The following is a 22,807-nucleotide window of genomic DNA, read 5'->3' as shown; positions in this document are numbered from 1 at the left end:
CAGGGTGGGCGGCGGTGAGTCATCAGAAGTTGTAGGTCATGCCCAGGGTGTAGCGGCGACCATCCAGCACGGTGCCGAAGCTGCTGTAGTCCACCGTCTTGTCGAACAGGTTGTAGACGCCTGCGGTGACGTTCAGATGTTCGTTGGCCTTGTAGACCAGACCCGTGTCGAAGAAGGTGTAGGAAGGGGTGCCGTCGGCCATTCTGACCCGGCTCAGGTAGTCCGAGGTCTTGCTGCGGAAGTTGACCCGTGACCAGAGGCTGACGTCATCGGTACTCTTCCAGTCGACCGTGGTATTGAACATGTGGCGCGGCATCTGGTTAAGCGCCTTGCCCTCGTTCGGACCGCTCTTCTGCTCGGACTGGGTGAAGGTGTAGCTGGAGGCCAGCGACCACTTTTCGTTGATGGCCCAGTTGGCCGTACCTTCCACCCCGCGCATGTTCGCCTTGTCGACGTTGATGCGGTCGCTGATGAAGTCATAGGTGTGACCGTTCAGGGTGCAGGAGGGGTCATCCTTGCTGGTGCAGCGGCGGATCTCGGAGATCTTGTCCTCGAAGTCGGTATTGAACAGGGTCAGCCCTGTGCTCAGCCCCTCCTGACCATCCCACAGCAGGGCGATCTCCTGGCTCACGCTGGTTTCCGGTTTGAGCTGCGGGTTGCCGACCAGCATGCCGTCCTGGGTGCCGCCGCCGGTGGCCTGGCCCCAGTTGGCGGCCGACATGCGCAGATCCGGTGAGCGGTAGCCGGTGGAGACGCCGCCCTTCAGGGTCCAGAATTCGGCCGGGTGCCAGACGCCGTACAGACGCGGGCTCCAGTGGGTGCCGTAGTTCTGGTCACGGTCCATCCGCACGCCGCCGGTGAGGGCGAAGCTGTCGGTCAGCGACCACTCATCTTCCACGAACAGGGCCCAGCTCCAGCGGGTCAGCTGATTGGCACGGTTGGCCACGTTGAGCTGGTTGCCCTCATCCTGCAGATCCTCGTGACGGTATTGACCGCCCACGCTCAGGTAGTGAGCCCCCAGTTCGAACTGGGTATGGGTGTCGGCGATGGTGTTGATGAGCTTCATCTGACGGCCGGGGTTGGTGTTCTCTTCCCGCTGCAGGTAGCTGGTGGAAGAGCCAAAGTCATAACGACCGTCGTGGGTGATGGCGTAGTTGGTGCGCCCGTAGGTGTTCAGACTGGGCTTGGCCTTGGCTGCCAGAGAGTCGCCCGGGGTGCGGTTGCGATCCTGCAGGCCGCGGCTGGCTTCGAAGTCAAAGCGGTTGTGCTCGTCCGGCGTCAGGCTGAACACCACAGTGCCGCTGCGCATCTCCTGTTCGGCGAACCCGTTCTGGAACTGATCCTCGCCGCGATGGGAGAGCAGACCGTTCACTCGTACCCCCAGCAGGCCATCCACCAGGGCGCCAGCGGTGTAGGCGTTGCTCTGGAAGATGTTGCCGGAGTCCTTGTTCTCCTGGAAGGTGGAGTCGGCCTGCACCGAACCTTGCCAGGCCGTCATGCTGGCGGTCTTGCGGGTGATGATGTTGATGACCCCGCCCATGGCGTCAGAGCCGTAACGGGAGGACATGGGGCCGCGCACCACCTCGATCCGCTCGATGGCCTGCAGTGGCGGCAGCCAGCCCTGCTCGATGCCGGGACCGTCGCTGTTGGGACGGGTGCCGCGACTGTCGACCCGCTTGCCGTCGACCAGCATCAGTGTGTACTTGGAGCTCATGCCGCGAATGCTGATGTCACTGCTGCTGCCGCCGCCGGTGATCACCACTCCCGGCACGTCCTTCAGGGCGTCGGTCACGTCACGGTAGGCGCGTTTCTCCAGTTGCTCGCGCGTCACCACCGAGATGGAGGCGGCGGTGTTCTCGATCTTCTGCTGGAAGCCGGAGGCGGTCACCACCATGACCTCCTGTTCGGCGGCATGGGCGTTGGCGGCGAGGACGGCGAGAATGAGCGTGGTCAGCTTGTTGCGGTGCATTGTTATCATGTTGGCCTGAACTCTTTTTTAGTAAGAAGATGCATTCATCCTTTGGGTGAATCGATGGGGGGTCTCGCCGCATCCCGCGTGAAACCCGGACCAGGCAGGTTCAATCGAATAGTGATCCCGGCGGTCGGCAGGCATTGTAGTGATCACTGATGGCTGTGTAAATGATAATTAATCTCATTAATATTGTGCGGTTATCCTCTCGCCAGCAGAGAAGCGGAGGTATGCAAGGATGGGAGCAGGGTAGGGATGGCGGGCAGGGTGAATTCGAGGCAACAAAAAACCCGCCGAAGCGGGTTTTTTCAATTCTTGCAGTGGATCCGTTCAGCCGGCAGAAGCGGGGTGATGGTATCCCTGACTTGAATTACAGGGCAACTACGTTGGCAGCAGCCGGGCCTTTCTGGCCTTGCTCGATGGTGAACTCAACGCGCTGACCTTCTTCCAGGGTTTTGAAACCGTTGGACTGGATAGCGGAGAAGTGTACGAACACGTCTTTGCTGCCGTCAACCGGGGAGATGAAGCCAAAACCTTTTTCGGAGTTGAAGAATTTTACGGTACCAGTCACTTTGGACATAATAATTACTCTCAAATTTAGTGTTTGAAATGCCATCAGATGGCAAGTTTTGATTTTTCGTCAGCAATACGTAGGGGAAGCACTAAAGAAGGAGAATTATTCGTCAAGCATCATCGAAATAACACTTGCACTAATCACTGCTTTACTAAAATGACTGCCTAACATAATCAGGACTGAACTGCCGAACTATCGCTGTCGATTAGAACACGCACGCTTTGTTAAAGCAAACTTTATCTCTCAGTTGGTACTCTGTGCCGGATGACTGGATTTTCAGGACGATTTTACCTTTTATATCAATAGCATGAATATCCATTTCAGGTGCTTTTCGGGTTGTGGTGAATCCCTTTGTGCGAAGAAAAAACGAGATAAAGGGTCATGTGAGTCGACAGATAATGTCACGTCAAGTGTCAGAACCTTCCCCTTCCATCATGAAAAAGCCAGCCCGTCGACAGGGCGTGGGCTGGCTGCATTCGGTTGAAACGGCATGATCAAGGCTTCTTTCGAAAGCGATTGCTGACGGAGTCAACCCAGCTGAATGTCTCGGGCAGTACCTGATTGGCGGCCCGTTCCTTGGCCTTCTCTCGCGCGATCTGTGCCGCCGCTTTCGCGGCTGCCGCCCGGTCTGCGACCACCTTGAGCCGGCCTTCCTCGCGTATGCGATTGCGTTCGGCATTGGTCAATGGGTGATCCGCGTTGGCCTGTGCTTTTTGCAGCAGCAGGGTGATCCCGGCCTTCTCGGCGTCGGTGAGATCCTTCATTTCCAGCTTTTTCACGGCGTATACCTGATGACGGGGAGGGAACACCCTACCACGTCATCTGACAGTTTATTGTGCTGTTTATGGCATTCCCGATGATTTCCCCGGTTGGACTAGGCGTGACCGGTTGGTTCGACATGGATCAGCACGATGGCGTGGGGCAGATGGCGCTGGATCCCCTGCTCTATGCGGTCACAGATGGCGTGGGAGTGCTCGATGCTCATCTCCTTGGGCAGTGTCAGGTGGAAGTCGATATGGCGACGACGTCCCGCCTGACGGCTGCGCAGATCGTGGAAGCCGCCGTGCTCCGGGCAACACTCCTCGATCACTTGGGTGGTGATGGCCAGCTCCTCCTCGCTCATGCTGTGATCCAGAAGGGGCTGGAAGGCCTGGTTGAGCATGGCGATGGCTTCTCTGAGAATGAAGAGCGCGACCCCGATGGCGACGAGGGGATCCAGCAGATAGAGGTTGTAGCCCAGCGCAGAGGCGATCCAGATGCCGAGCAAACCGGCAGCCACCCCGAGCGAAGTCAGCACGTCCGCCTTCAGATGCAGGGCATCGGCAGCCAGCGCCACCGACTCTTCCTCCTTGGCGACCCGGTAGAGATAGGCGGAGACGCCGCTGTTGACCAGCGCCGACAACAGCATGACCAGCACGCCGAGCCCGACGCCTTCGATGGGAGTGGGGGTGATCAGCTTGCCGACGGCCTCGAAGATGATCCAGCCGGCGGCCAGCAGGATCAGCAGCGCTTCGATCACGCCGGAGACATTCTCTATCTTGTCGTGGCCATAGGGGTGGCGCGGGTCGGGTGGAATATCCGACTTGCGCACGGCCACCAGTGCGATCAGGGCGGCCACCAGATCCATGGCCGAGTGGATGGCTTCGGAGATGATGCTGACGGAACCGCTCAGTATGCCGGCAATTATCTTCATGACAATCAGGCTGATATTGGAGCAAACCGAGACCAAGGCGGCTCTGGTTTTTCTGGTCATGGGATATCCCTATTCTCGATGAAATAGTTTGAAAATAAGGCCTGATAATATCAGCTTGCGTTAATAATAACTTCTTGAGGTTGTAACTTTTTGTTTCCGGCGATAGTGAGAATGCTTATCCAAATTAACACTGCTCGTTTAAATAATAGTTATTTTGGTTTTTGGTTATTTATTTCAGGTGGTCGCCAAATAATATTGATAATCGCTACTTTATAAGGCTTCCAGTGTTTTTACGGCTGTTCCTTCCCCGCCCAGGAGAGCCTGACGGGGGCCGTCGGCCCCGGTTTGGCGCGGCGTGACGAATGAGGGTGGATTCTTGCGCAAGATTGGGGGTATGCTGGATTGAGTGCGATCCTGGGATCGTCACTGAAAGCGTACTGTAGTCTACGATTCGGATGGCATGCTGGAACCTGGGTTCCAACTGTCTGGGTAACATTTTTGGAGTTTGATGATGAGTAACAAAGAACATCACAACGGCAAAGATGCCAAGAAAAAACCGCAGATGTCACTGAAAGAGAAGCGCGAAGCCAAACGTCAGAAAGCAGAACTGAAAAATGGCAGCGCGATGAAGTAACGCTCCCCATGCTGTAGTTCCTCTGGAGCCAGTAACAAAAAGCCAGCCTGTTTCGGGCTGGCTTTTATGTTTTTGGCGTGGGCTCAGGGGGTGGCGCCGTAGCTGGCAAATATCCGTTCGTAGCGGCCATCGGCTCGCATCTTGCCGAGCTGGCGATCAAACCAGCGTTGCTGCGCGGCCTGGCGAAAGGCGAAATGGTAGTGGGTGGGAGCGAACAGATCATATTGTCTGACCCGGCTTGGGGCATAGAGCTCGGCGCCATACTTGCTGGTGGCCAGTTGCGCCAGATAGTAATAGAACACCCGTTGCTCCAGGATCACCGCATCCACCCGCCCCAGCATCAGTCTGTGCACCTGTCCCTGCTGCTTGGCGACCTCCTCGTAACGGGGATTCTGGTCGGCCATGCTGGCGAAGGCTCCCCCCAATACCTGGCGTGCCCGCTGAAAGGCGCTGACCCTCAGCTCTTTCATGTCGTCCAGCGTGGCGATGTGGGTCTTGCTCAGGGTGAACACCCGGTTGTGAAAGGCGATGACGGGTTGCGACAGGAAGACGTTGTCGAGCATCCCGGGTTTGACGTTGATGATGGCATCGAGCCTGCCGGACTCCAGCATGCGAAAGGTGCGCTCCAGCGGCAGATATTCGAAGCTGGGTTCGTAGCCGCTGCCACGAAAGGCTTCGCGCAGCAGATCGAGCTCGATGCCGCGTCCCTCTTCCTCAATCACATAGGGGGGAATGGCGAAACTGACCCCCACCCGCAGTGGCTCGCCGGCCAGCAAGAGGGGAGAGTGAAACAGCACGGCAAGGCTTGCCGCGAGCAGCAGGATACGAGACAAAAACCCCATGCGTTCTCTCTGACAAACGAATTGCCCTGATGATAAACCCTGGGCGGGCGACAGGGGGAGCAGGGTCGGCAACTCTGGTCGGGGGAGCCGGCTTGCGTGCCGCGCCTGCGTCAATAACGGGCAAAAAAAGGCCCTGCGTGAACAGGGCCCTCTGAACCGTGCACTTCCCTTAGAACGGGATGTCGTCGTCGAAATCCATCGGCGGCTCGTTGTATACCGGCGGAGCGGACTGCGGCTGCTGGGCCGGACGGCTATAACCGCCCTGCTGTTGCTGCATGTTCTGCTGCGGAGCCGGGCGGGACTGGTTCATCGGCTGCTGGGACTGCATGCCCTGTTGCGGCTGACCCCAGTTGCCCTGGGACTGACCGCCCATGCCCTGACCGGCGCCTTGCGGACGGCCACCCAGCATCTGCATCACGCCGCTGAAACCATCGACCAGCACCTCGGTGGTGTAACGCTCCTGGCCGCTCTGATCCTGCCACTTGCGGGTCTGCAGCTTGCCTTCCACATAGACCTGGGAACCCTTCTTCAGGTACTCGCCCGCCACTTCGGCCAGCTTGCCCATGAAGACGACGCGGTGCCACTCGGTACGCTCTTTCTGCTCACCGGTCTGCTTGTCGCGCCAGGTGTCGGAGGTGGCCAGGGTGATGTTGGTCACGGCACCGCCGCTCGGCATGTAGCGCACTTCCGGGTCTTGCCCCAGGTTACCGATCAGAATGACTTTGTTGATGCCTCGACTGGCCATAATCTCTCTTCCACCCTTTGTATTCCGGCCAGGCCATATGCCCGGACCAATTCAACATTTCGTTTGTTTTCTGCGAGATACGCAAGAACGCCGCAGGCGCTTGCGACTCATGTGATGACTGAACCCGGGTTGGCTCGCCTGTCGACTGCCATGCCGTTTCCAGATTTTGCCCGCAATAGTAACAGTTTTTGGGGAGAAAGACGTCTTCTTCGTCGCCAGCTTCTCCGGACCGAGGGGTTAACTTACACGAGGCGGGCCTTGGCCAGCAAGTGAGCCGCAGAGGGGGACGCCTAGCATCGAAACCCGGGCGCGAAAAGTGAATTCGATGACGCTACGACAGCCCCTGTCTGCCCGGATGCCAGCATTCCACCCAAATGGGGGGGGGCTGCTAGTTATTTGTATTGCTTGGAAAATTGGTGAGTTTCAAAGGAGGCGCATCGCCGTCTAATACTTTTTTAATGCTGCACCCCACGGGGGGCTTGGTACTCTCTGCTGCCGAAAAAAACCATGGCCGCAATGTTCAAGGACCAGCCTTTCATGAGCACCCCATATCCCATCGTACTGGTAACCGAAAACAATGTGCAGGCAACCAGCTTCCAGAGCTATCTGGCCGAGCAGCTGGCACTGCCCATTGTGCTGGTAAGCACCCTGGAGGAGCTGCCGCAACCGGACGAGCTCGAGCCTCGTCCGCTGTTTCTGGTCGATCTGGACTACCTCAAGTCGAGCCAGCAGGCAGGATGGCCGCGGGAGATCTCCAGCCGCTTCGGGGAGGCCAATACGGTGCTGCTCAATGCCCCGACCAGCACCGATCGGGAATTGCTGCTGATGTGGCCCCATACCAGCGGACTCTTCTTCTGCCAGGATCCGCTGGATCGGCTGGTGCTCGGCATTCGCAAGGTGCTGGAGGGGGAGTACTGGATCCCGCGCCACCTGCTGTGCGATCTGGTCAACTACTACCGCAAGGGTGGGGAACATCACCTGCGCAACCAGACGCTGCTGACCGTGCGCGAGCAGGAGATCATCCGCTATCTGATGACGGGCGCCTCCAACACCGAGATCGCCGACAGCCTGTTCGTGAGCGAGCACACCATCAAGTCCCACCTCTATAACGTCTTCAAGAAATTGAATGTGAAGAACCGTTTGCAGGCGGTGAGCTGGGCCAAGGAATATCTCTGAAATCGATGGGGATGATGGATAAAACCTGTCTATTCATCCAGTAGTCTCTATGCCATACTGACTCGCTCAGGTTTCCGTATCGAGCGTGCAACAAGATGGAAAAGATCGTGGTCCGGGGTGCTCGCACCCACAACCTCAAGAACATCAATCTGACCCTGCCCCGCGACAAGCTGATCGTGGTCACCGGCCTCTCCGGTTCGGGCAAATCCTCTCTGGCGTTCGATACCCTCTATGCCGAGGGGCAGCGCCGCTACGTGGAGTCGCTCTCCGCCTATGCCCGCCAGTTCCTCTCCCTGATGGAGAAGCCGGACGTCGACCATATCGAGGGGCTCTCGCCCGCCATCTCCATCGAGCAGAAGTCCACCTCCCACAACCCGCGCTCGACCGTCGGCACCATCACCGAAATCTACGACTACCTGCGCCTGCTGTTTGCCCGGGTCGGTGAGCCGCGCTGCCCGACCCATGCCATTCCGCTCGCCGCCCAGACCATCAGCCAGATGGTGGATCAGGTGCTGGCCCAGCCGGAGGGGAGCAAGCTGATGCTGCTGGCCCCGGTGGTGCGTGACCGCAAGGGTGAGCACACCAAGCTGCTGGAGAACCTGGCGGCCCAGGGCTACATCCGTGCCCGCATCGATGGCGAGGTGTGCGACCTGTCTGACCCTCCCGCGCTGGAGCTGCACAAGAAGCACACCATCGAGGTGGTGGTGGATCGCTTCAAGGTGCGCGATGACCTGGCCCTGCGTCTGGCCGAGTCGTTCGAGACGGCGCTGACCCTCTCCGGCGGCATAGTACTGGTGGTGCCCATGGACGGCGAGGAGGGGGTCGCTCCCATGACCTTCTCCGCCAACTTCGCCTGCCCGGAGTGCGGCTACTCCATGTCGGAGCTGGAGCCGCGCATCTTCTCCTTCAACAACCCGGCCGGAGCCTGCCCCACCTGTGACGGCCTCGGGGTGCAGCAATATTTCGATCCCGCCAAGGTGATCGGCGATCCGGCCATCAGCCTGGCCAACGGCGCCATCCGTGGCTGGGACAAGCGCAGCTTCTACTACTTCCAGATGCTCAAATCCCTCTCCGAGCACTACAAGTTCGATCTGGATACGCCCTGGGAGGATCTGCCGGTCAAGACCCAGGAGGTGATCCTGCGCGGTTCCGGTCGCACCGAGATCGAGTTTCGCTACATGAACGATCGCGGCGATGTGGTGGTGCGCAAACACCCGTTCGAGGGGATCCTGCACAACATGGAGCGCCGCTACCGGGAGACCGAATCCAACTCGGTGCGTGAAGAGCTGGCCAAATACATCGCCAACAAATCCTGCACCAGCTGCGGTGGCAGTCGGCTGCGGGAAGAGGCGCGCCATGTCTTCGTCGACAACCGCAACCTGCCGGCCATCGCCGAGCAGTCCATCGGCGATGCGCTGGCCTTCTTCGAAGGGTTGAATCTGACCGGCCAGCGCGCCCAGATTGCCGAGAAGATCTTGAAAGAGATCGTCGAGCGGCTCGGCTTCCTGGTGAACGTGGGTCTCAACTACCTGAGCCTGTCCCGCAGTGCCGAGACCCTCTCCGGTGGTGAGGCGCAGCGGATCCGGCTGGCCAGCCAGATCGGTGCCGGTCTGGTGGGGGTCATGTACGTGCTGGACGAGCCCTCCATCGGCCTGCACCAGCGGGACAACGAGCGGCTGCTCAAGACCCTGACCCATCTGCGCGATCTCGGCAACACCGTGATCGTGGTGGAGCACGACGAGGACGCCATTCGCCTCGCCGACCATGTGCTCGATATCGGCCCGGGGGCGGGGGTGCACGGCGGGGCCATCGTCGCCCAAGGGACGCCGGAGGAGATCATCGCGAACCCCGAGTCGCTGACCGGTGACTACCTCTCCGGCCGCAAGCAGATCGCCATCCCGGCCGAGCGCACCCCGCTCACCGGCAAGTGGCTGAAATTGAAGGGGGCGAGCGGCAACAACCTGCGCAACGTCAACCTGGACCTACCCATCGGGGTGATGACCTGCGTCACCGGCGTCTCCGGCTCCGGCAAGTCGACCCTGATCAATGACACCCTGTTCCGTATCGCTCACCGCGAGCTGAACAAGGCGACCGAGTCCACTCCTGCCCCCTATCGCAGCGTCGAGGGGCTGGAGCACCTGGACAAGGTGGTGGACATCGACCAGAGCCCCATCGGCCGTACCCCGCGCTCCAACCCGGCCACCTACACCGGCCTGTTCACCCCGATCCGCGAGCTGCTCTCCGGCACCCAGGAGGCGCGCTCGCGCGGCTACCAGCCGGGCCGCTTCTCTTTCAACGTGAAAGGGGGCCGCTGCGAGGCGTGTCAGGGGGATGGGGTCATCAAGGTGGAGATGCACTTCCTGCCGGACGTCTACGTGCCGTGCGACGTCTGCAAGGGCAAGCGCTACAACCGCGAGACGCTGGAGGTGAAGTACAAGGGCAAGAACATCCACGAGATCCTCGAGATGACGGTGGAAGATGCCCGCGAGTTCTTCGATCCTGTGCCGGCAGTGGCGCGCAAGCTGCAGACCCTGATGGACGTGGGCCTCTCCTATATCCGCCTCGGTCAGTCGGCCACCACCCTGTCGGGCGGCGAGGCGCAGCGGGTCAAGCTGGCGCGCGAGCTCTCCAAGCGGGATACCGGGCAGACCCTCTACATCCTGGACGAGCCCACCACAGGGCTGCACTTCCACGACATCCAGCAGCTGCTCAAGGTACTGCACCAGCTGCGGGATCGCGGCAACACCATCGTCATCATCGAGCACAATCTGGACGTCATCAAAACCGCCGACTGGATCGTCGATCTGGGGCCGGAGGGGGGCGCCGGTGGCGGCCGCATCCTGGTGACGGGGACGCCGGAACAGATCAGCCGTTGCGAGGATTCTCATACGGCCCGCTTCCTGGCACCTCTGCTGGCCAGATAAAGCGTTCAATAATTGTGACAAGGGGCCCTGGGCCCCTTGTTTTTATTGTGGTAATTCAGTGACCTCTCAGCGGGCCTATCCTCCATACTTGGGGCAAGACCCTTCCCGCTTCGCATTGCCATTCAAAGGATATTGGCGCCCATGGCTCAACCGTCCCGCTCCATCGACCATCTGCTGGCCTACTCCATGTTTCCGGTCTGGGCCGGCGCCATCCTGATGCTGCTCATCGTGATCGCACTGGCCCAGGTGCCGGCGGCGCAGCGGGTCGAGGAGCGGCGGATGGAGGAGCATCTGCAGCGGGTGATCAGGGCTGTGCAGAACGACATCGGCGCCATGAATGCCTTTACCCGGGACTGGGGGATCTGGGATCAGAGCTACCATTTTCTGGCCCACCCCAACCAGGCCTACATCAACTCCAATCTGCTGGTCGACACCCCGATGCGGGACTTTGAACTCAACGTGTTGAGTTACATGGATTTGCAGGGCTCGGAGATCTGGACCCGCACCCTGTTGCCAGACGCGCCGGACACGGATACCACCCTGTTGCCCTCCTTTCTGGACGATCTCAAGCTGCAGTTGCTGCGCGAGTCACGGCAGGCGGGCATCAGCAGCCTGAGTGGCGTCAGGCGCTCCCAGTGGGGACCGCTCATCTTTTCGCTGCAGCCGGTGACCGATACCCTCGGCAGCGTCAAGCCCAACGGTTATGTGCTGGCGACTCGCTGGCTGGACAAGCGCTATCTGCAGGATCTGGGGGAACGGACCGCGCTCACGCTGACCATAGCCCAACCAAGAACGCGCGAGCATCTGGGCTCCTTCAAGCCGCTTGGGCCGCACATGAGCTACCGGCTGGTCGATCTCGGGTTGCAGCAGGTCAGAGGGGAGGGGTTGCTGCTCGACAACGACGGCGAGCCTGTATTGACCCTGATCGTGGACGAGGAGCGGGACGTGTTGCTGGGGGCGATGGAGGGGGCGATCTGGACCTTCATCGGCATGCTGCTGATAAGCTTCGCCTGCATTCTGATGGCACTGGCCCGGCTGCGCGCCATCGTGCTGGGGCCGATCGGCGAGCTGGTGGGGGCGCTGCACCAGTTTACCGAGAAGCAGGACGCGAGCGTGCTGCCCATCATCGACAGCAGCCAGGAGATGGCGCTGCTCAGCCGCAAATTCCGCGAGATGGCGGCCAGGATCAGCCTGCACCACAGTGCCCTGCAGGCCCACTCCTCCCGCATGGAGGTCGCCGCCTATACGGATCCACTGACTCATGCCTTCAACCGCCGTTATCTCGATGAGTGGTTGCTGAACCGCCAGGATCCGGCGGCAGGCTGGGTGCTGGTGATCCTGGATCTGGATCACTTCAAACGGGTCAACGATCGCTTCGGCCATGACATCGGCGATCTGCTGTTATGTCAGCTGGCCGAGCTGCTGCGAGGGGCGCTGGATGAGGAGGAGCCGCTGATCCGGCTGGGTGGCGAGGAGTTCATGCTGTTGCTGGCCAGAGAGGAGCCAGGACAAGTGGCGGGACGGATCGAGCGCCTGCGCCGCAAGATCGCCGACTGCCGTTTCGGGCGGGAGGAGCTGCCGCTGCGCATGACCGTCTCACTGGGATTCTGCGATTATCCTCTGCATGCGGAGCTGGAGGACTCTTTCTGGAGTCTGAGTTTCAAGCTGGCGGACATGGCCCTGTACCGGGCGAAACAGGAGGGCCGGGATCGCTGGCGTGGATACAGCGGCGAGCTGGGGCGGGCACAGTGGAGGTTGAGCCCGGAGCAGCTGGCGGAAGGGGAGTGGCTGTTGTGCCAGGCCTCCCACGCCAACCAGCCGGTCTAATGGGTCAGGATCAGCAAGGCCATGCCGAGCACGAAACCCAGCAAAATAAACAGAAAAGAGCCAATGCCCCAGATGGCTGCCAATATGGCTACTATTTTGTCCCTTCTGGTTTGTGGTTTCATAAAGAATTACTTACAGCCCGGCTACATGGCCCGCAAAAATACTCTTGTTGGACGAGTGAAACAACCGTTTTCAGTCGTTTTTATCCGCAATAAGATATATGGAAATTATTTCTTATTGTGGTTGGTAAGGCGGAAAATCTATCCAGTTAATTGTTTTTATTTGATATTTTTGGTGTTTCTCTCGATGCCCAACATGGTTGGAAGCTGCTGTACACATCTATCTATTTCTTGGTAACGTTTGAGCTAAATCAATAACTCAGCATTCACATCCCTTTATAGTTTTCGGGCTTGCAACATATAAAACGAAAACTAAAAGGAATACGTGATGAAAAAGATCCTTCCTCTGATGATCGCAGCAGCGCTTGCGTCCCCCGTCGCCATGGCTCACCAGGCTGGCGATTTTCTGGTGCGTGGCGGCCTGGCTTTCGTTTCTCCGCAAAGTAGCGGTAACGATTTTGAGATCAATGACAATGCCCAACTTGGGTTAACGCTGACCTATATGGCAACCGATAACTTTGGGGTTGAGCTACTGGCAGCAACACCGTTTTCTCATTCAGTGAAAATGGGAGATACGGAAGTCGCCAAGGTCAAGCACCTGCCGCCGACCCTGATGGCGCAGTACTACTTTGGTGATGTCCAGAGTAAGGTGCGCCCGTATGTTGGTATCGGTGTGAACTACACCACCTTCTTCGACGAGCAAGGTCGCGGCCCTCTGAGCAACGCTGATGTGAGCTTGGATAATTCCTGGGGCATGGCCGGTCAGGTCGGTCTGGACATGGCGATCAATGACCGCTGGTTCGTCAACGGTTCTGCCTGGATCATGGATATCGATACTGATGTGCATGTAAACGGTGGTGATGGCATCAAGACCAAGATTGACCCCATGGTATTTATGGTTGGTGTCGGCTATCGCTTCTGATAGGACACAGGGTTGGCCTCCCCACGGGCCATTACAGCTAGCATGTCTCTTTGGCCCGGCACAGTCCGGGCCCTTTTACGGTCAGGCCACTCCCCGCCAACTGTGATCCAACCCCATATAGATCAATAAAATACCCTCTGTCTCCCCTCTATAATTCGCCCCTTGTGCCGATAGTGTCTATGTTCACGTTACCTTTCCCCCACGAGTGAGGATGTCTCCATGGGTTTATCTATTGTGCAGCGGATCATCGCCGGATTTGTGTTGATGCTGCTGCTGTTGATCCTGCTGGGTGTGATCAGCACCCTGAAGATCAGGGGCATCAACGACGGTTTGTCGCAGGTTTCCGACCGGGCAACCCCCCTGGTGATTGCGGTGGCCGGTCTGAAGGGCGCCCTGCAGGACAGCAACCGCTGGGTGCTGGTCTACCGGACCAATGAGGATGGCAGTCAGTTGCCGCAGCTGGCCAGCCAGTTCAAGGAGCAGCAGGCGCGTTTCAGGCAGCTGAGCCAGGAGATGGACAAGTTCAGTGGGGTGACCGAGGCCGGTTCCCGCTTCCAGCAGGTCGATGCGGCGACCAAGCAGTTCTACGGCCTGGCCGAACAGGTGCTCTCCCAGCACAGTCAGTGGGTCAATGCCCAGGATCAGCGCCACAAGCTGGAGATTGCCTTCATCCGGCTGGAAGACACCTACCAGTGGGCGGCCGATCTGCTGCTGCAGCAGACCGCCAGCAAGCGCTCCATGCGCAACAAGGCGGAGCTCATCACCTCGGGCATCGCGCGCGACCTGAAGAACATTCGCCGGGCCGATGCCAAGACCGACCTCAACGAACTGGAGAAGGTGCTGAGCAAGGACATCGAGATGGCGCGCAAGCGGCTTGACCGGGTGCTGGTGCCGGATGACGTGAAGCAGCGCTTCGTCTCCAACCTCGACCGGATGCAGGAGCTGGCGCTCGGCCCGCAGGGGCTGCTCGCCACCATGCGCAATGCCCAGCAGCTGGCCGCCTCGCTGCAGACCCTCAATCAGCAGCTCGACGCCAGCCTGATCAACAGCCTGGGGCTGCTCGACGAGATGGGACAGTCGGCCGGCTCCATCGCCAGCCAGAGCCGTACCACGGCGGATGATGCGGTCAGCAGTGCCAGCTTCTGGATCCTGATCGTGGCCGCCATCTCGGCTGCCGCCGCCCTCATCATCGGCTATACCACGGCGCGCAGCATTCAGCGCCCGCTGCAGATGATCAACAAGGAGCTGGATTACATGGCGGCCGGGGACATGACCCGCCGCATCAATTACCGCAGCAGTTGCGAATTCGGCGCCCTGGCCCGCTCCATCGACGTGCTGGCCGGCAAGACCGGCGAGCTGCTCTCCCAGATCAATGCCGGCTCCCGTCATCTGGTGGAGGAGGCGAGCCGCGCCGCCGAGATAAGCGAAAGGGCAGTATCCCGGGTGCAGGATCAGAAGAGCCAGACCGATCAGGTGGCCGCCGCCATCACCGAGCTGGAGGTGAGCGCCACCGAGGTGGCCCGTTCCACCGACGGCACCAAGCGGGAAGTGGATCTGGCGGATGACGAAGCCAGAACCGGCCGTCAGAAGGTGGCAACCACCCGTCGCATCACGGAACAACTGGCCGGAGCCATGGAGGAGGCCGTCGGCATCACCTACAAGCTGGGCGAATTCAGCGACAACATCGGCAGCATTCTCGACGTGATCCGCAGCATCGCCGAACAGACCAACCTGCTGGCGCTGAACGCGGCCATCGAGGCGGCGCGAGCCGGTGATGCCGGCCGCGGCTTCGCCGTGGTGGCCGACGAGGTGCGGGCGCTGGCCAACCGGACCCAGACGTCGACCGAAGAGATCCAGGCGATGATCGAAAACCTGCAGAGCTCGAGCAAGCTGGTGGTGGAGGTGATGGGACGCAGCCAGGAGCAGACCCACAGCTGTGTCGAACAGACCCGTGAGATGGATGCGGCCCTGCAGTCCATCGCCGACCGGATGAGCGCCATCAAGGCGATGGCGGATCAGGTGGCGCACGCGGCTCAGGAGCAGATCTCGGTCAGCCAGGGGGTGGCACGTCACATCTCCGGCATCGCCGAGGTGGCCTACGAGACCGAGCGGGAGGCACGGGAATCGGCCAGCAGCAGCGAGGTACTGGCGGATCTGGTGGCCAAGCAGCAGCAATTGATCGCACATTTCAAGGTTTAGGAGGGCTTATGTCTAACAAGTGGATCGGGGCCCTGAGTCTCCTGTTGTGTGGTCAGCTGATGGCCAGCGAGCTGGTGATCGAGAGCTGGCGGATAGATGACAAGGCCTTGTGGGAGCAGAAGATCATCCCTGCTTTCGAGGCCTCCCACCCAGGCATCCAGGTAAAATTCAACGGGGTGCAGAATGTCGACTACATGCCGACCCTGTGGGCCAGCCTGAAGGAGGGCAAGGCAGGGGATCTCATCACCTGCCGGCCGTTCGACGACTCCCTGGCCCTGTTCAAGGCGGGCCATCTGGCGGAGCTGACCGAGATGTCGGGGATGGAGAACTTCCCGAGTTTTGCCCAGTCCCCCTGGCAGACCGACTCCGGCGCCCAGACCTTCTGCGTGCCCATGGCCTCGGTGATTCACGGCTTCTTCTACAACAAGAAGATTTTCAGTGAGCTGGGGCTGAGCGTGCCGCAGACCCGGGATGCCTTCTTCGCGGTGCTCGACAAGGTGAAGGCCGATGGCCGCTACGTGCCGCTCGCCATGAGTGGCTCGGAAAGCTGGGTATCCTCCGAGCTCGGCTTCCAGAACATAGGCCCCAACTACTGGAAGGGGGAGGATGGCCGGCTGGCCTTGATCGGCGGGCAGGAGCGTTTTGACAACCCGCCCTACATCAAGGTGTTCGAGGAGCTGGCGCGCTGGCGTCCCTACCTCGGCGAAGGTGGCGAGAGCCGCGACTATGCCGCGACCAACGAGCTGTTCACCTCGGGCAAGGCCGCCTTCTACGTGGCGGGTTCCTGGGAGATCGCCCCCTTTACCGGCAAGGTGGACTTTGGCGTGATGCGCCCGCCCGTGGCGAAGCAGGGCGATGGCTGCTTCTTTACCGATCACACCGACATCGGGATGGGCATGAACCCGGCCAGCAAGAACAAGGAGGCGGCCATGGCCTTCCTGCAGTGGCTGACCACGCCCCAGTTCGCCGAGCTCTATACCAACTCGCTGCCCGGCTTCTTCTCCCTCTCCAACCACTTCTTCGAGGTCACCAACCCGGCTGCGAAGGAGATGATGGAGTGGCGGGATCAGTGCGACTCCACCATCCGGGTGGCCACCCAGATCCTCTCCCGCGGTACGCCCAAATTGGGTGACGAACTGGCCGAAGTGAGCCAGGCCGTGCTGCTCGGCAAGATGGAGCCCAAGGCGGCAGCCGATCGGCTGGAGCAGGGGCTGAAGGGCTGGTATCCGCCCCATCAGGGCAACAAGGTGAAAGGGGCAGATTGCCAGTGTGACGCTCCTGCCGCCGAGCCTGCGGTGTCGGCTGCAGCGGCGACCACCGAGCCTGCTGCTGCACCTGTCGCGACGCCGGTGGAGGCAGAGACACCAGCCGCCCCGGCGCCGTCAGCAACGCCTGCCGCAGCGGCATCTGCGGCGGCAGCCCCGCTACCGGCGCAGTCGGCTGAGGTGGAGCAGGCGCTCTCCAATGAGCTGGAAACGCCGCAGCAATAGCTGCCGGCAGATACACAACGGGAGGCTGTCGCCTCCCGTTTTCTTTGCTGCCCGTGTTCTGATTCATTGCTCCGTACGGGGCCAGCGGCAGAGACTGCCGATGCGGGCCACCGGGGCAAAGCCGAGCGAGCGATAGACCCGCTGGGCGTGATAGTGCTCGTCGGCCACTATGATGAGCCGGTCGACCCGCGTCAGCCCGTGCCGGGCAACCTGGCTCAGCAGCTGGCGGCACAATCCCTGATTGCGCCATGCCTGCCGGGTGCGTACCAGCTGGAAGCGACCCAGGGTGTCGGTGAAGAAGAGACCGCAACTGGCGACCAGCTGCTCCTGCTGCCAGATCCCCCACCACTGACCCAGCCCGTCTCCGATCATCGCCTCATACAACTGGCGGCGTGATTGCAGATAGGGCAGGTAGCTCTGCTCCGAGTGGCCGGGATCCCGCTCCTCCAGTTCAAAGGCCAGCCACTCGTCCCAGTCGGTCGGGGTAAAGGGACGCGCAGCCACCGTCGCGGTTGGCGGTTGCCAGCCTTCTGCCTCCAGCGCCAGCACCACGCACTCCATGTATTGGTATCCCGCCGCCACGAAGCCGGCGACCCGGCTGTTCTGACCGGCCGCCAGAGGCCACTGGAAGGTGCGATGTCTGACCCGGGGATCTTGCCCGATCAGCTTGTCGAAACTGGCCTCGAGCCAGCCCTTGTCGTGATCGCTGGGGGGGAAGGGGAGCAGCAGATAGTTGCCAAAGTAGTAATCGGGAGCATCGGGAGTGCGCACGGCCCAGAACTGATCATGGTCGACCACGTTGCCCTGATAGCGATCGAACAGCAAGTCGGTGGCAAAGCCGGGGTGGGTGTCCATGATGATGCTCCTGCGAATGGTTCAATTGGTTATCGGCAGGAAGGGGAAGAGGTTGAAAAGGGGCCGGAGAAACCTCCGGCCAAACAATCACACGCAGATTCAGAACGTCCAGGACGATCTGCGTTCATCATAACGCGACTCGCCGGATTTTGGGATGGGGTGCCAATCGTTACTTTGGCTTTATTGCCAAATAAAAATCGGCGGCCTTCCTCTCGCTGTAAAACAGTGTTGACTTTGTGCCATTTTCTCATAAAGATAGAAAGACGTTTAGACGTCCAAACATCCGTTTTGACGTAGAGAAATGGATTGCAGGGCAGGGAGAGAGCAGATGGGATTTCACAGCGCACGTCAGGTTGAGGCACTCAACCAGAGTCTGGCAGATTTGAGTGGCGACATTTCGGTCAGTTTCGAGTTTTTTCCGCCCAACAGCGAAGGGATGGAAAATACCCTGTGGCAATCCATCGAGCGATTGAAGGTGCTGGAGCCCAAATTCGTGTCGGTGACCTATGGTGCCAACTCGGGCACCCGGGATCGCACGCACAAGGTGATCAAGGACATCAAGGAGCGGACCGGTCTGATCGCCGCCCCGCACCTGACCTGTATTGACGCCAGCCGCGACGAGCTGCGCACCATTGCCCGCGACTACTGGAACAGCGGCATCCGCCATATCGTGGCGCTGCGCGGCGACCTGCCCCAGGGGCTGGAAAAGCCGGAGATGTATGCCACCGACCTGGTAGCCCTGCTCAAGGCCGAAGCGGACTTCGACATCTCAGTGGCCGCCTACCCGGAAGGTCACCCGGAAGCGCGCAGTGCGCAGTCGGATCTGCTCAACCTGAAGCGCAAGATCGATGCAGGTGCCAACCGCGCCATTACCCAGTTCTTCTTTGACGTCGAGACCTACCTGCGTTTTCGGGATCGCTGCGCCGCCATCGGCATCGATGCGGAAATCGTGCCGGGGATCCTGCCGGTCTCCAACTACCAGACCCTGGCCAAGTTTGCCGGTTTCACCAACGTGAAGATCCCGCGCTGGATGCATCAGCGTTTCGAGGGGCTGGATGATGATCAGATGACCCGCAACATGGTGGGGGCGAGCATCGCCATCGATCAGGTACGGGTGCTGAGTCAGGAGGGGGTGAAGGATTTCCACTTCTATACCCTGAACCGCTCCGAGTTGACCTACGCCATCTGCCACACCCTGGGGGTGAGGCCGAAAGGCCAGCCGTAACGGATCGCGGGTAAAAAAAAGCCAATGAGTCGTTCATTGGCTTTTTTGTCATAACGACCAATCAGGGTCTGGTGGGGGAGATCTCTTTGGGTTCGAGATCGATCACCGCATTGCCGGCGGCGCCGGGGTACTGGTGATAGCTCTGGTCCTGCTCCAGGGTGTAGAAGGTATCCAGATAGTCATCGTTGTTGGTCATCCAGGAGTCGGGCAGCGCCTTGACGATACGGCCGCCGAGATCGAGGAAGGGCAGAGCCTCGGGCACGCCGCCAGCAGTGAAGGCCAGCTTGAGGGCATCGATGAACAGGCCGCTCAGCTCCTTGTAGTTGACGTTGTCGTCCTGCTCCATCATGACTATGTCGACGGCACCCCAGCGATAGCGATCCCAGTAAACCAGGATCTGGTTGGGGGTGTAGTCGGTGTTGTCATAGTCGAGATAGGGCATGTCGACGATGTCGACCACGGGCTCATCCCGGCTGGGATTGACCCCTGCGACCACCGCATACACTTCGGCCGCACCCAGCAGCCAGGGCTCCTGATCATCCTTCAACCGAATTTTCTTCAGGATGCTGGTCTTGAGCGGCGCCGTGATGGCAGCCGCACGGGGAGCCACCTGCATGTCGGCGGCAGCCAGCGCCTTGCGGATCACCTTGAGGCCGGCGTTCTTGGCCTTGACGGGATCGGCCTCAACGACCAGGACCGGACGGGCCGGTGCCTTGTCCACATCCAGATAGACGGGGTTGCCGGCGCTGTCGAAGGCTTCGATGGCGCTCCAGCTCTTCTCATCTCCGCTCGGTACATAGGCGACCAGCGGCTCGACACCCTGCTGCAGCGCGGCGGCCTGTTCCGGGTTGGCCAGTCGCAGCTGCATCAGCTCCTTGACCTCACCGTCCAGCCCTTGCCGGCTGATGGCCGCCTGGTTGGCATCCCGAGCCTGGCGTTTCAGGCGCGGGCTGGCCTTTTGCAACAGGTTGGGCAGCGGGCTCTGGTACTCCTGATTGCTCAGCAGCGGCAACAGGTTCTTCTGCTGCAGCGCGAGCTGGCGGGCCAGCTCCCGATCGGTGTCGGCAGCGTGGGCGGTGGTGGCGCCCAGCAGTGCCAGTAACAAAATGACAGCCTGATTCCTCATTATTATTCTCCAGTTTATGAGTCTGACATGAGGCACACATCGGGGAAGAAGAAGTGCCTCGCCACCACTTAATGGCAATTAGTTTCAGCTGTGAACCAAATTCTCTGAATTATGTGCGGTGTCTCACGGGGGGCTCCCCAGATGGTCAGGTCAGTTTCTCCGCTGGTTGACTTGATGCAGGATGATGCCGACGAGCAATCCCCAGCAGGCGGCGCCGATGCCGAGCAGGCTGATGCCGGAGGCGGTGATGATGAAGGTCAGCAGGGCGGCCTCACGGGCATCGTCGTGTTGCAACGCGGTGTGCAGGCTGCTGCCGATGGTGCCGAGCAGCGCCAGACCGGCGACACAGGTCACCAGCGTGGCCGGGAAGGCCGTGAAAAGGGCCGCCACCGTGGCCCCGAAACAGCCGGTCAGCAGATAGAAGCCCCCGGCCCACACCGCAGCGGGCCAGCGCCGGTTGGCGTCCGGATCCACCTCTTTCCCCATGCAGATGGCCGCCGTGATGGCCGCCAGGTTGAAGGCGTAGCCACCGAAGGGGGCCAATAACAGGCCGGTCAGGCCGGTCCAGGTGATGAGAGAGGAGGTGGCGGGTTGATAGCCGTGGGCCCGCAAAATGGTAATGCCGGGCATGTTCTGGGAGGTCATGGTGACGATGAATAGCGGCAGGGTAATGCCGAACAGGGCATCAAAAGAGAATTCTGGCCAGGTCATGACCGGGCCGGCCAGTTGCCAGTGAATGGCGTCAAGCTGCAGCTCCCCTCGCAACAGACAGATGAGGATCCCGACTGCCAGCACCAGCACCATGGTATAGCGTGGCCAGAGATGGCGGCCGAGCAGGAATGCCAGCAACAGGCTGCCGAGCAGCAAGGGATCGGCTGGCGCAACCTTGAACAGATCCAGTCCGAACTTGAGCAGCACTCCGGCCAGCATGGCCGCCGCCAGCTGGGCCGGGATATGGCGCATCAGCCGATCGAACCAGCCGCTGATGCCGCACAGGGTGATCAATAGAGAAGAGATAACGAAGGCGCCGATGGCTTCGGCCAGGGTGAAGTTGCCGAGACTGGTGATGAGCAGGGCGGCACCCGGGGTCGACCAGGCGGTCAAAACAGGGATGCGGTAATAGAAGGAGAGGCCGATGCAGCTGATACCCATGCCGATGCCCAGCGTCCATAGCCAGGACGCGAGCTGGGCAGCATCGGCTCCTGCTGCCGTGGCTGCCTGAATGATCAGGATGACCGAACTGGTGTAGCCGACCATCACGGCGATGAAGCCGGCGACCAGGTGGGGAAGGGCAAAGGGCATGGTGACGTCCTTGTGGGGTTGTGACGGCTTGTGCGTTATTGCGTACAATATTGCTTTAGACTATATCGCTGTGCGCTATAGCGCACAAGGCGATTCAAGCAAGCGCAACAAAGAGGCAGTCATGCAAGAGATGAATCAGCATCTGGCCCAACGTCTGAAGGGCTTGCGCAGCGAACTGGGCTGGAGCCTGGATGTGGCGGCGCGGGAAACGGGAGTGAGCAAGGCCATGCTGGGCCAGATTGAGCGAGGGGAGTCGAGCCCGACGGTGGCCACTCTGTGGAAGATTGCCACCGGCTTTCGGGTCTCTTTCTCCAGCTTTATCGAGCCGGCTCCCACGGCGCAGGACGATGTGCTTTATCGCGCCGCCGATGCCATTCGCCAACAACCGGCGGGAGAAGGCATGCAGGTTGCTCCCCTCTTCCCTTATGAGGGGCGTTTTGGTTTCGAATTGTTTGAGCTGACTCTGTTGCCCGGCTATCAACGAGAGTCAGAACCCCATGAACCCGGGGTGACCGAACATGTCATCGTCATCAGCGGCCAGATGGAAGTGCTGGTGGAAGGGGAGTGGCGCTCCTTGACGCAGGGGGAGGCGGTGCGTTTCGCGGCCGATCGCCCCCATGGCTATCGAAATCAGGGGGGGGCCCCTGCCATCTTCCACAATCTGATCCATTATCCGGCCAGCAGATCTTGACCCTCACGGGTCAGCCAGGGCGCCCATCAGCCCGGGGGCTGGTCAGTATGGGGGTATAGACCCAGACAAACAGAGCATATGCCAGGCTCCAAGCAAGGCCGCTCAGGTTCCAGCCGTACAGGGTATAGGCAGGCCAAAGCAGCGGGATCAGCACCCGGAGCAGGGCGGCCATGATGACCAGCCCGAACGCGCACTGGGTCCTGCGCCCCACCTGCAAGGCCCGACCGCTGTGGCCGAGGGAGACCCGCGCTATCATCCCCATGATCATGGTCCCCATGCAGCCGGCACTGAGCAGGTGGCTTGCCAGTGACAGGCTGATGGGCAGGCCGGCCGCCAGAGCACCAAGGGCGAGCAGACCAAGAGGAATAAACAGGTAGGCTAGGTGCAGCGACCACAAGAGGGGTTGGCCAAGGGTGGACGGCAGTCGCCAACGCAACTGGCGCCACAAGTGCAAAACGGCCGCCACTATATATAGAGGAAGCAGGTAGAGGCTG

The 22,807-nt window shown here is 60.4% G+C and carries 19 protein-coding genes (1 of these 19 only partly in view); 9 read left to right on the top strand and 10 right to left on the bottom strand.

Annotation, left to right across the window (positions count from 1 at the left end; genetic code table 11):
* Window positions 1-22 precede the first annotated feature (22 nt).
* The 4 genes from I6L33_RS02395 to I6L33_RS02380 form a co-directional block, all read right to left on the bottom strand.
* Window positions 23-1,969, bottom strand: coding sequence for a ligand-gated channel protein (locus I6L33_RS02395; RefSeq protein WP_017782169.1), 1,947 nt, complete (start codon window positions 1,967-1,969; stop codon window positions 23-25).
* A gap of 370 nt (window positions 1,970-2,339) precedes the next feature.
* Window positions 2,340-2,549, bottom strand: coding sequence for a cold-shock protein (locus I6L33_RS02390; protein WP_005306081.1), 210 nt, complete (start codon window positions 2,547-2,549; stop codon window positions 2,340-2,342).
* A gap of 488 nt (window positions 2,550-3,037) precedes the next feature.
* On the bottom strand, window positions 3,038-3,322 hold the full coding sequence (locus I6L33_RS02385; RefSeq protein ID WP_216973483.1) for a DUF3811 domain-containing protein: 285 nt from the start codon (window positions 3,320-3,322) through the stop codon (window positions 3,038-3,040).
* 95 nt (window positions 3,323-3,417) lie between these two features.
* Window positions 3,418-4,296, bottom strand: coding sequence for a cation diffusion facilitator family transporter (locus I6L33_RS02380; protein WP_010635891.1), 879 nt, complete (start codon window positions 4,294-4,296; stop codon window positions 3,418-3,420).
* A gap of 451 nt (window positions 4,297-4,747) precedes the next feature.
* Between I6L33_RS02380 and I6L33_RS22120 the strand changes: the two genes are divergently transcribed.
* Window positions 4,748-4,870: a hypothetical protein gene (locus I6L33_RS22120; protein ID WP_005306071.1), complete on the top strand. Its 123-nt coding sequence runs from the start codon at window positions 4,748-4,750 to the stop codon at window positions 4,868-4,870.
* Window positions 4,871-4,953: 83 nt separating this feature from the next.
* On the opposite strand, the gene I6L33_RS02375 is transcribed toward I6L33_RS22120, so the two are convergent.
* Window positions 4,954-5,712 carry an ABC transporter substrate-binding protein gene (locus tag I6L33_RS02375; RefSeq protein WP_017782171.1) on the bottom strand — a complete coding sequence of 253 codons (759 nt, stop codon included), beginning with the start codon at window positions 5,710-5,712 and terminating at the stop codon, window positions 4,954-4,956.
* A gap of 169 nt (window positions 5,713-5,881) precedes the next feature.
* Window positions 5,882-6,457: a single-stranded DNA-binding protein gene (locus tag I6L33_RS02370; RefSeq protein WP_005306061.1), complete on the bottom strand. Its 576-nt coding sequence runs from the start codon at window positions 6,455-6,457 to the stop codon at window positions 5,882-5,884.
* A gap of 516 nt (window positions 6,458-6,973) precedes the next feature.
* On the opposite strand from I6L33_RS02370, the gene I6L33_RS02365 reads away from it, so the two are divergent.
* The 6 genes from I6L33_RS02365 to I6L33_RS02340 all read left to right on the top strand — a co-directional run bounded on the left by I6L33_RS02365 (window position 6,974) and on the right by I6L33_RS02340 (window position 17,114).
* Window positions 6,974-7,633 (top strand): LuxR C-terminal-related transcriptional regulator, encoded by a 660-nt coding sequence (locus I6L33_RS02365; RefSeq protein ID WP_010635910.1) that lies wholly within the window; start codon window positions 6,974-6,976, stop codon window positions 7,631-7,633.
* A 95-nt stretch (window positions 7,634-7,728) separates the two neighbouring features.
* On the top strand, window positions 7,729-10,557 hold the full coding sequence (gene uvrA / locus I6L33_RS02360) for an excinuclease ABC subunit UvrA (protein WP_017782173.1): 2,829 nt from the start codon (window positions 7,729-7,731) through the stop codon (window positions 10,555-10,557).
* A 141-nt stretch (window positions 10,558-10,698) separates the two neighbouring features.
* Entirely contained in the window at window positions 10,699-12,384 is a 1,686-nt protein-coding gene (locus I6L33_RS02355) for a diguanylate cyclase (RefSeq protein ID WP_162518864.1), read from the top strand.
* A 447-nt stretch (window positions 12,385-12,831) separates the two neighbouring features.
* Window positions 12,832-13,425 (top strand): OmpW family outer membrane protein, encoded by a 594-nt coding sequence (locus tag I6L33_RS02350; RefSeq protein WP_017765561.1) that lies wholly within the window; start codon window positions 12,832-12,834, stop codon window positions 13,423-13,425.
* Window positions 13,426-13,644: 219 nt separating this feature from the next.
* The gene (locus I6L33_RS02345; protein WP_216973482.1) at window positions 13,645-15,624 is read left to right on the top strand and encodes a methyl-accepting chemotaxis protein; all 1,980 of its coding nucleotides are present in this window, start codon (window positions 13,645-13,647) and stop codon (window positions 15,622-15,624) included.
* Between the two features lie 8 nt (window positions 15,625-15,632).
* On the top strand, window positions 15,633-17,114 hold the full coding sequence (locus I6L33_RS02340) for an ABC transporter substrate-binding protein (RefSeq protein WP_216973481.1): 1,482 nt from the start codon (window positions 15,633-15,635) through the stop codon (window positions 17,112-17,114).
* A gap of 63 nt (window positions 17,115-17,177) precedes the next feature.
* Here the strand turns inward: I6L33_RS02340 and I6L33_RS02335 are convergent, their stop codons facing one another.
* Window positions 17,178-17,969, bottom strand: coding sequence for a GNAT family N-acetyltransferase (locus I6L33_RS02335; protein WP_216973480.1), 792 nt, complete (start codon window positions 17,967-17,969; stop codon window positions 17,178-17,180).
* 328 nt (window positions 17,970-18,297) lie between these two features.
* Here I6L33_RS02335 and metF point away from each other — a divergent pair, with 328 nt between their 5' ends.
* On the top strand, window positions 18,298-19,194 hold the full coding sequence (metF, locus tag I6L33_RS02330) for a methylenetetrahydrofolate reductase (RefSeq protein ID WP_005306036.1): 897 nt from the start codon (window positions 18,298-18,300) through the stop codon (window positions 19,192-19,194).
* A 61-nt stretch (window positions 19,195-19,255) separates the two neighbouring features.
* Here the strand turns inward: metF and I6L33_RS02325 are convergent, their stop codons facing one another.
* Window positions 19,256-20,320: a DUF3103 family protein gene (locus tag I6L33_RS02325; protein WP_124251128.1), complete on the bottom strand. Its 1,065-nt coding sequence runs from the start codon at window positions 20,318-20,320 to the stop codon at window positions 19,256-19,258.
* Between the two features lie 150 nt (window positions 20,321-20,470).
* On the bottom strand, window positions 20,471-21,622 hold the full coding sequence (locus I6L33_RS02320) for a benzoate/H(+) symporter BenE family transporter (RefSeq protein ID WP_216973479.1): 1,152 nt from the start codon (window positions 21,620-21,622) through the stop codon (window positions 20,471-20,473).
* 121 nt (window positions 21,623-21,743) lie between these two features.
* On the opposite strand from I6L33_RS02320, the gene I6L33_RS02315 reads away from it, so the two are divergent.
* A complete protein-coding gene (locus I6L33_RS02315) occupies window positions 21,744-22,313 on the top strand; it encodes a helix-turn-helix domain-containing protein (RefSeq protein WP_216973478.1) in 570 nt (189 codons plus the stop codon).
* A 10-nt stretch (window positions 22,314-22,323) separates the two neighbouring features.
* On the opposite strand, the gene I6L33_RS02310 is transcribed toward I6L33_RS02315, so the two are convergent.
* Window positions 22,324-22,807, bottom strand: the final stretch of a protein-coding gene (locus I6L33_RS02310; RefSeq protein ID WP_216973477.1) for an NnrS family protein. 713 nt of this gene lie beyond the right edge of the window; 484 of the gene's 1,197 nt are visible here — the last part of the coding sequence; its start codon lies off the right edge, out of view — the gene reads right to left on this strand; its stop codon occupies window positions 22,324-22,326.

It is taken from the genome of Aeromonas sp. FDAARGOS 1403, assembly GCF_019047325.1.
Lineage (GTDB): Bacteria > Pseudomonadota > Gammaproteobacteria > Enterobacterales > Aeromonadaceae > Aeromonas > Aeromonas dhakensis.
This window is presented reverse-complemented; position numbering and strand designations above follow the sequence as displayed.

Excerpts from the sequence above, each read along its gene's own strand:
- I6L33_RS02395 (WP_017782169.1), bottom strand. The coding sequence starts at position 1,969 with ATGCACCGCAACAAGCTGACCACGCTCATTCTCGCCGTCCTCGCCGCC.
- I6L33_RS02390 (WP_005306081.1), bottom strand. The coding sequence starts at position 2,549 with ATGTCCAAAGTGACTGGTACCGTAAAATTCTTCAACTCCGAAAAAGGT.
- I6L33_RS02380 (WP_010635891.1), bottom strand. The coding sequence starts at position 4,296 with ATGACCAGAAAAACCAGAGCCGCCTTGGTCTCGGTTTGCTCCAATATC.
- I6L33_RS22120 (WP_005306071.1), top strand. The coding sequence starts at position 4,748 with ATGAGTAACAAAGAACATCACAACGGCAAAGATGCCAAGAAAAAACCG.
- I6L33_RS02375 (WP_017782171.1), bottom strand. The coding sequence starts at position 5,712 with ATGGGGTTTTTGTCTCGTATCCTGCTGCTCGCGGCAAGCCTTGCCGTG.
- I6L33_RS02370 (WP_005306061.1), bottom strand. The coding sequence starts at position 6,457 with ATGGCCAGTCGAGGCATCAACAAAGTCATTCTGATCGGTAACCTGGGG.
- I6L33_RS02365 (WP_010635910.1), top strand. The coding sequence starts at position 6,974 with ATGTTCAAGGACCAGCCTTTCATGAGCACCCCATATCCCATCGTACTG.
- uvrA (WP_017782173.1), top strand. The coding sequence starts at position 7,729 with ATGGAAAAGATCGTGGTCCGGGGTGCTCGCACCCACAACCTCAAGAAC.
- I6L33_RS02355 (WP_162518864.1), top strand. The coding sequence starts at position 10,699 with ATGGCTCAACCGTCCCGCTCCATCGACCATCTGCTGGCCTACTCCATG.
- I6L33_RS02350 (WP_017765561.1), top strand. The coding sequence starts at position 12,832 with ATGAAAAAGATCCTTCCTCTGATGATCGCAGCAGCGCTTGCGTCCCCC.
- I6L33_RS02345 (WP_216973482.1), top strand. The coding sequence starts at position 13,645 with ATGGGTTTATCTATTGTGCAGCGGATCATCGCCGGATTTGTGTTGATG.
- I6L33_RS02340 (WP_216973481.1), top strand. The coding sequence starts at position 15,633 with ATGTCTAACAAGTGGATCGGGGCCCTGAGTCTCCTGTTGTGTGGTCAG.
- I6L33_RS02335 (WP_216973480.1), bottom strand. The coding sequence starts at position 17,969 with ATGGACACCCACCCCGGCTTTGCCACCGACTTGCTGTTCGATCGCTAT.
- metF (WP_005306036.1), top strand. The coding sequence starts at position 18,298 with ATGGGATTTCACAGCGCACGTCAGGTTGAGGCACTCAACCAGAGTCTG.
- I6L33_RS02325 (WP_124251128.1), bottom strand. The coding sequence starts at position 20,320 with ATGAGGAATCAGGCTGTCATTTTGTTACTGGCACTGCTGGGCGCCACC.
- I6L33_RS02320 (WP_216973479.1), bottom strand. The coding sequence starts at position 21,622 with ATGCCCTTTGCCCTTCCCCACCTGGTCGCCGGCTTCATCGCCGTGATG.
- I6L33_RS02315 (WP_216973478.1), top strand. The coding sequence starts at position 21,744 with ATGCAAGAGATGAATCAGCATCTGGCCCAACGTCTGAAGGGCTTGCGC.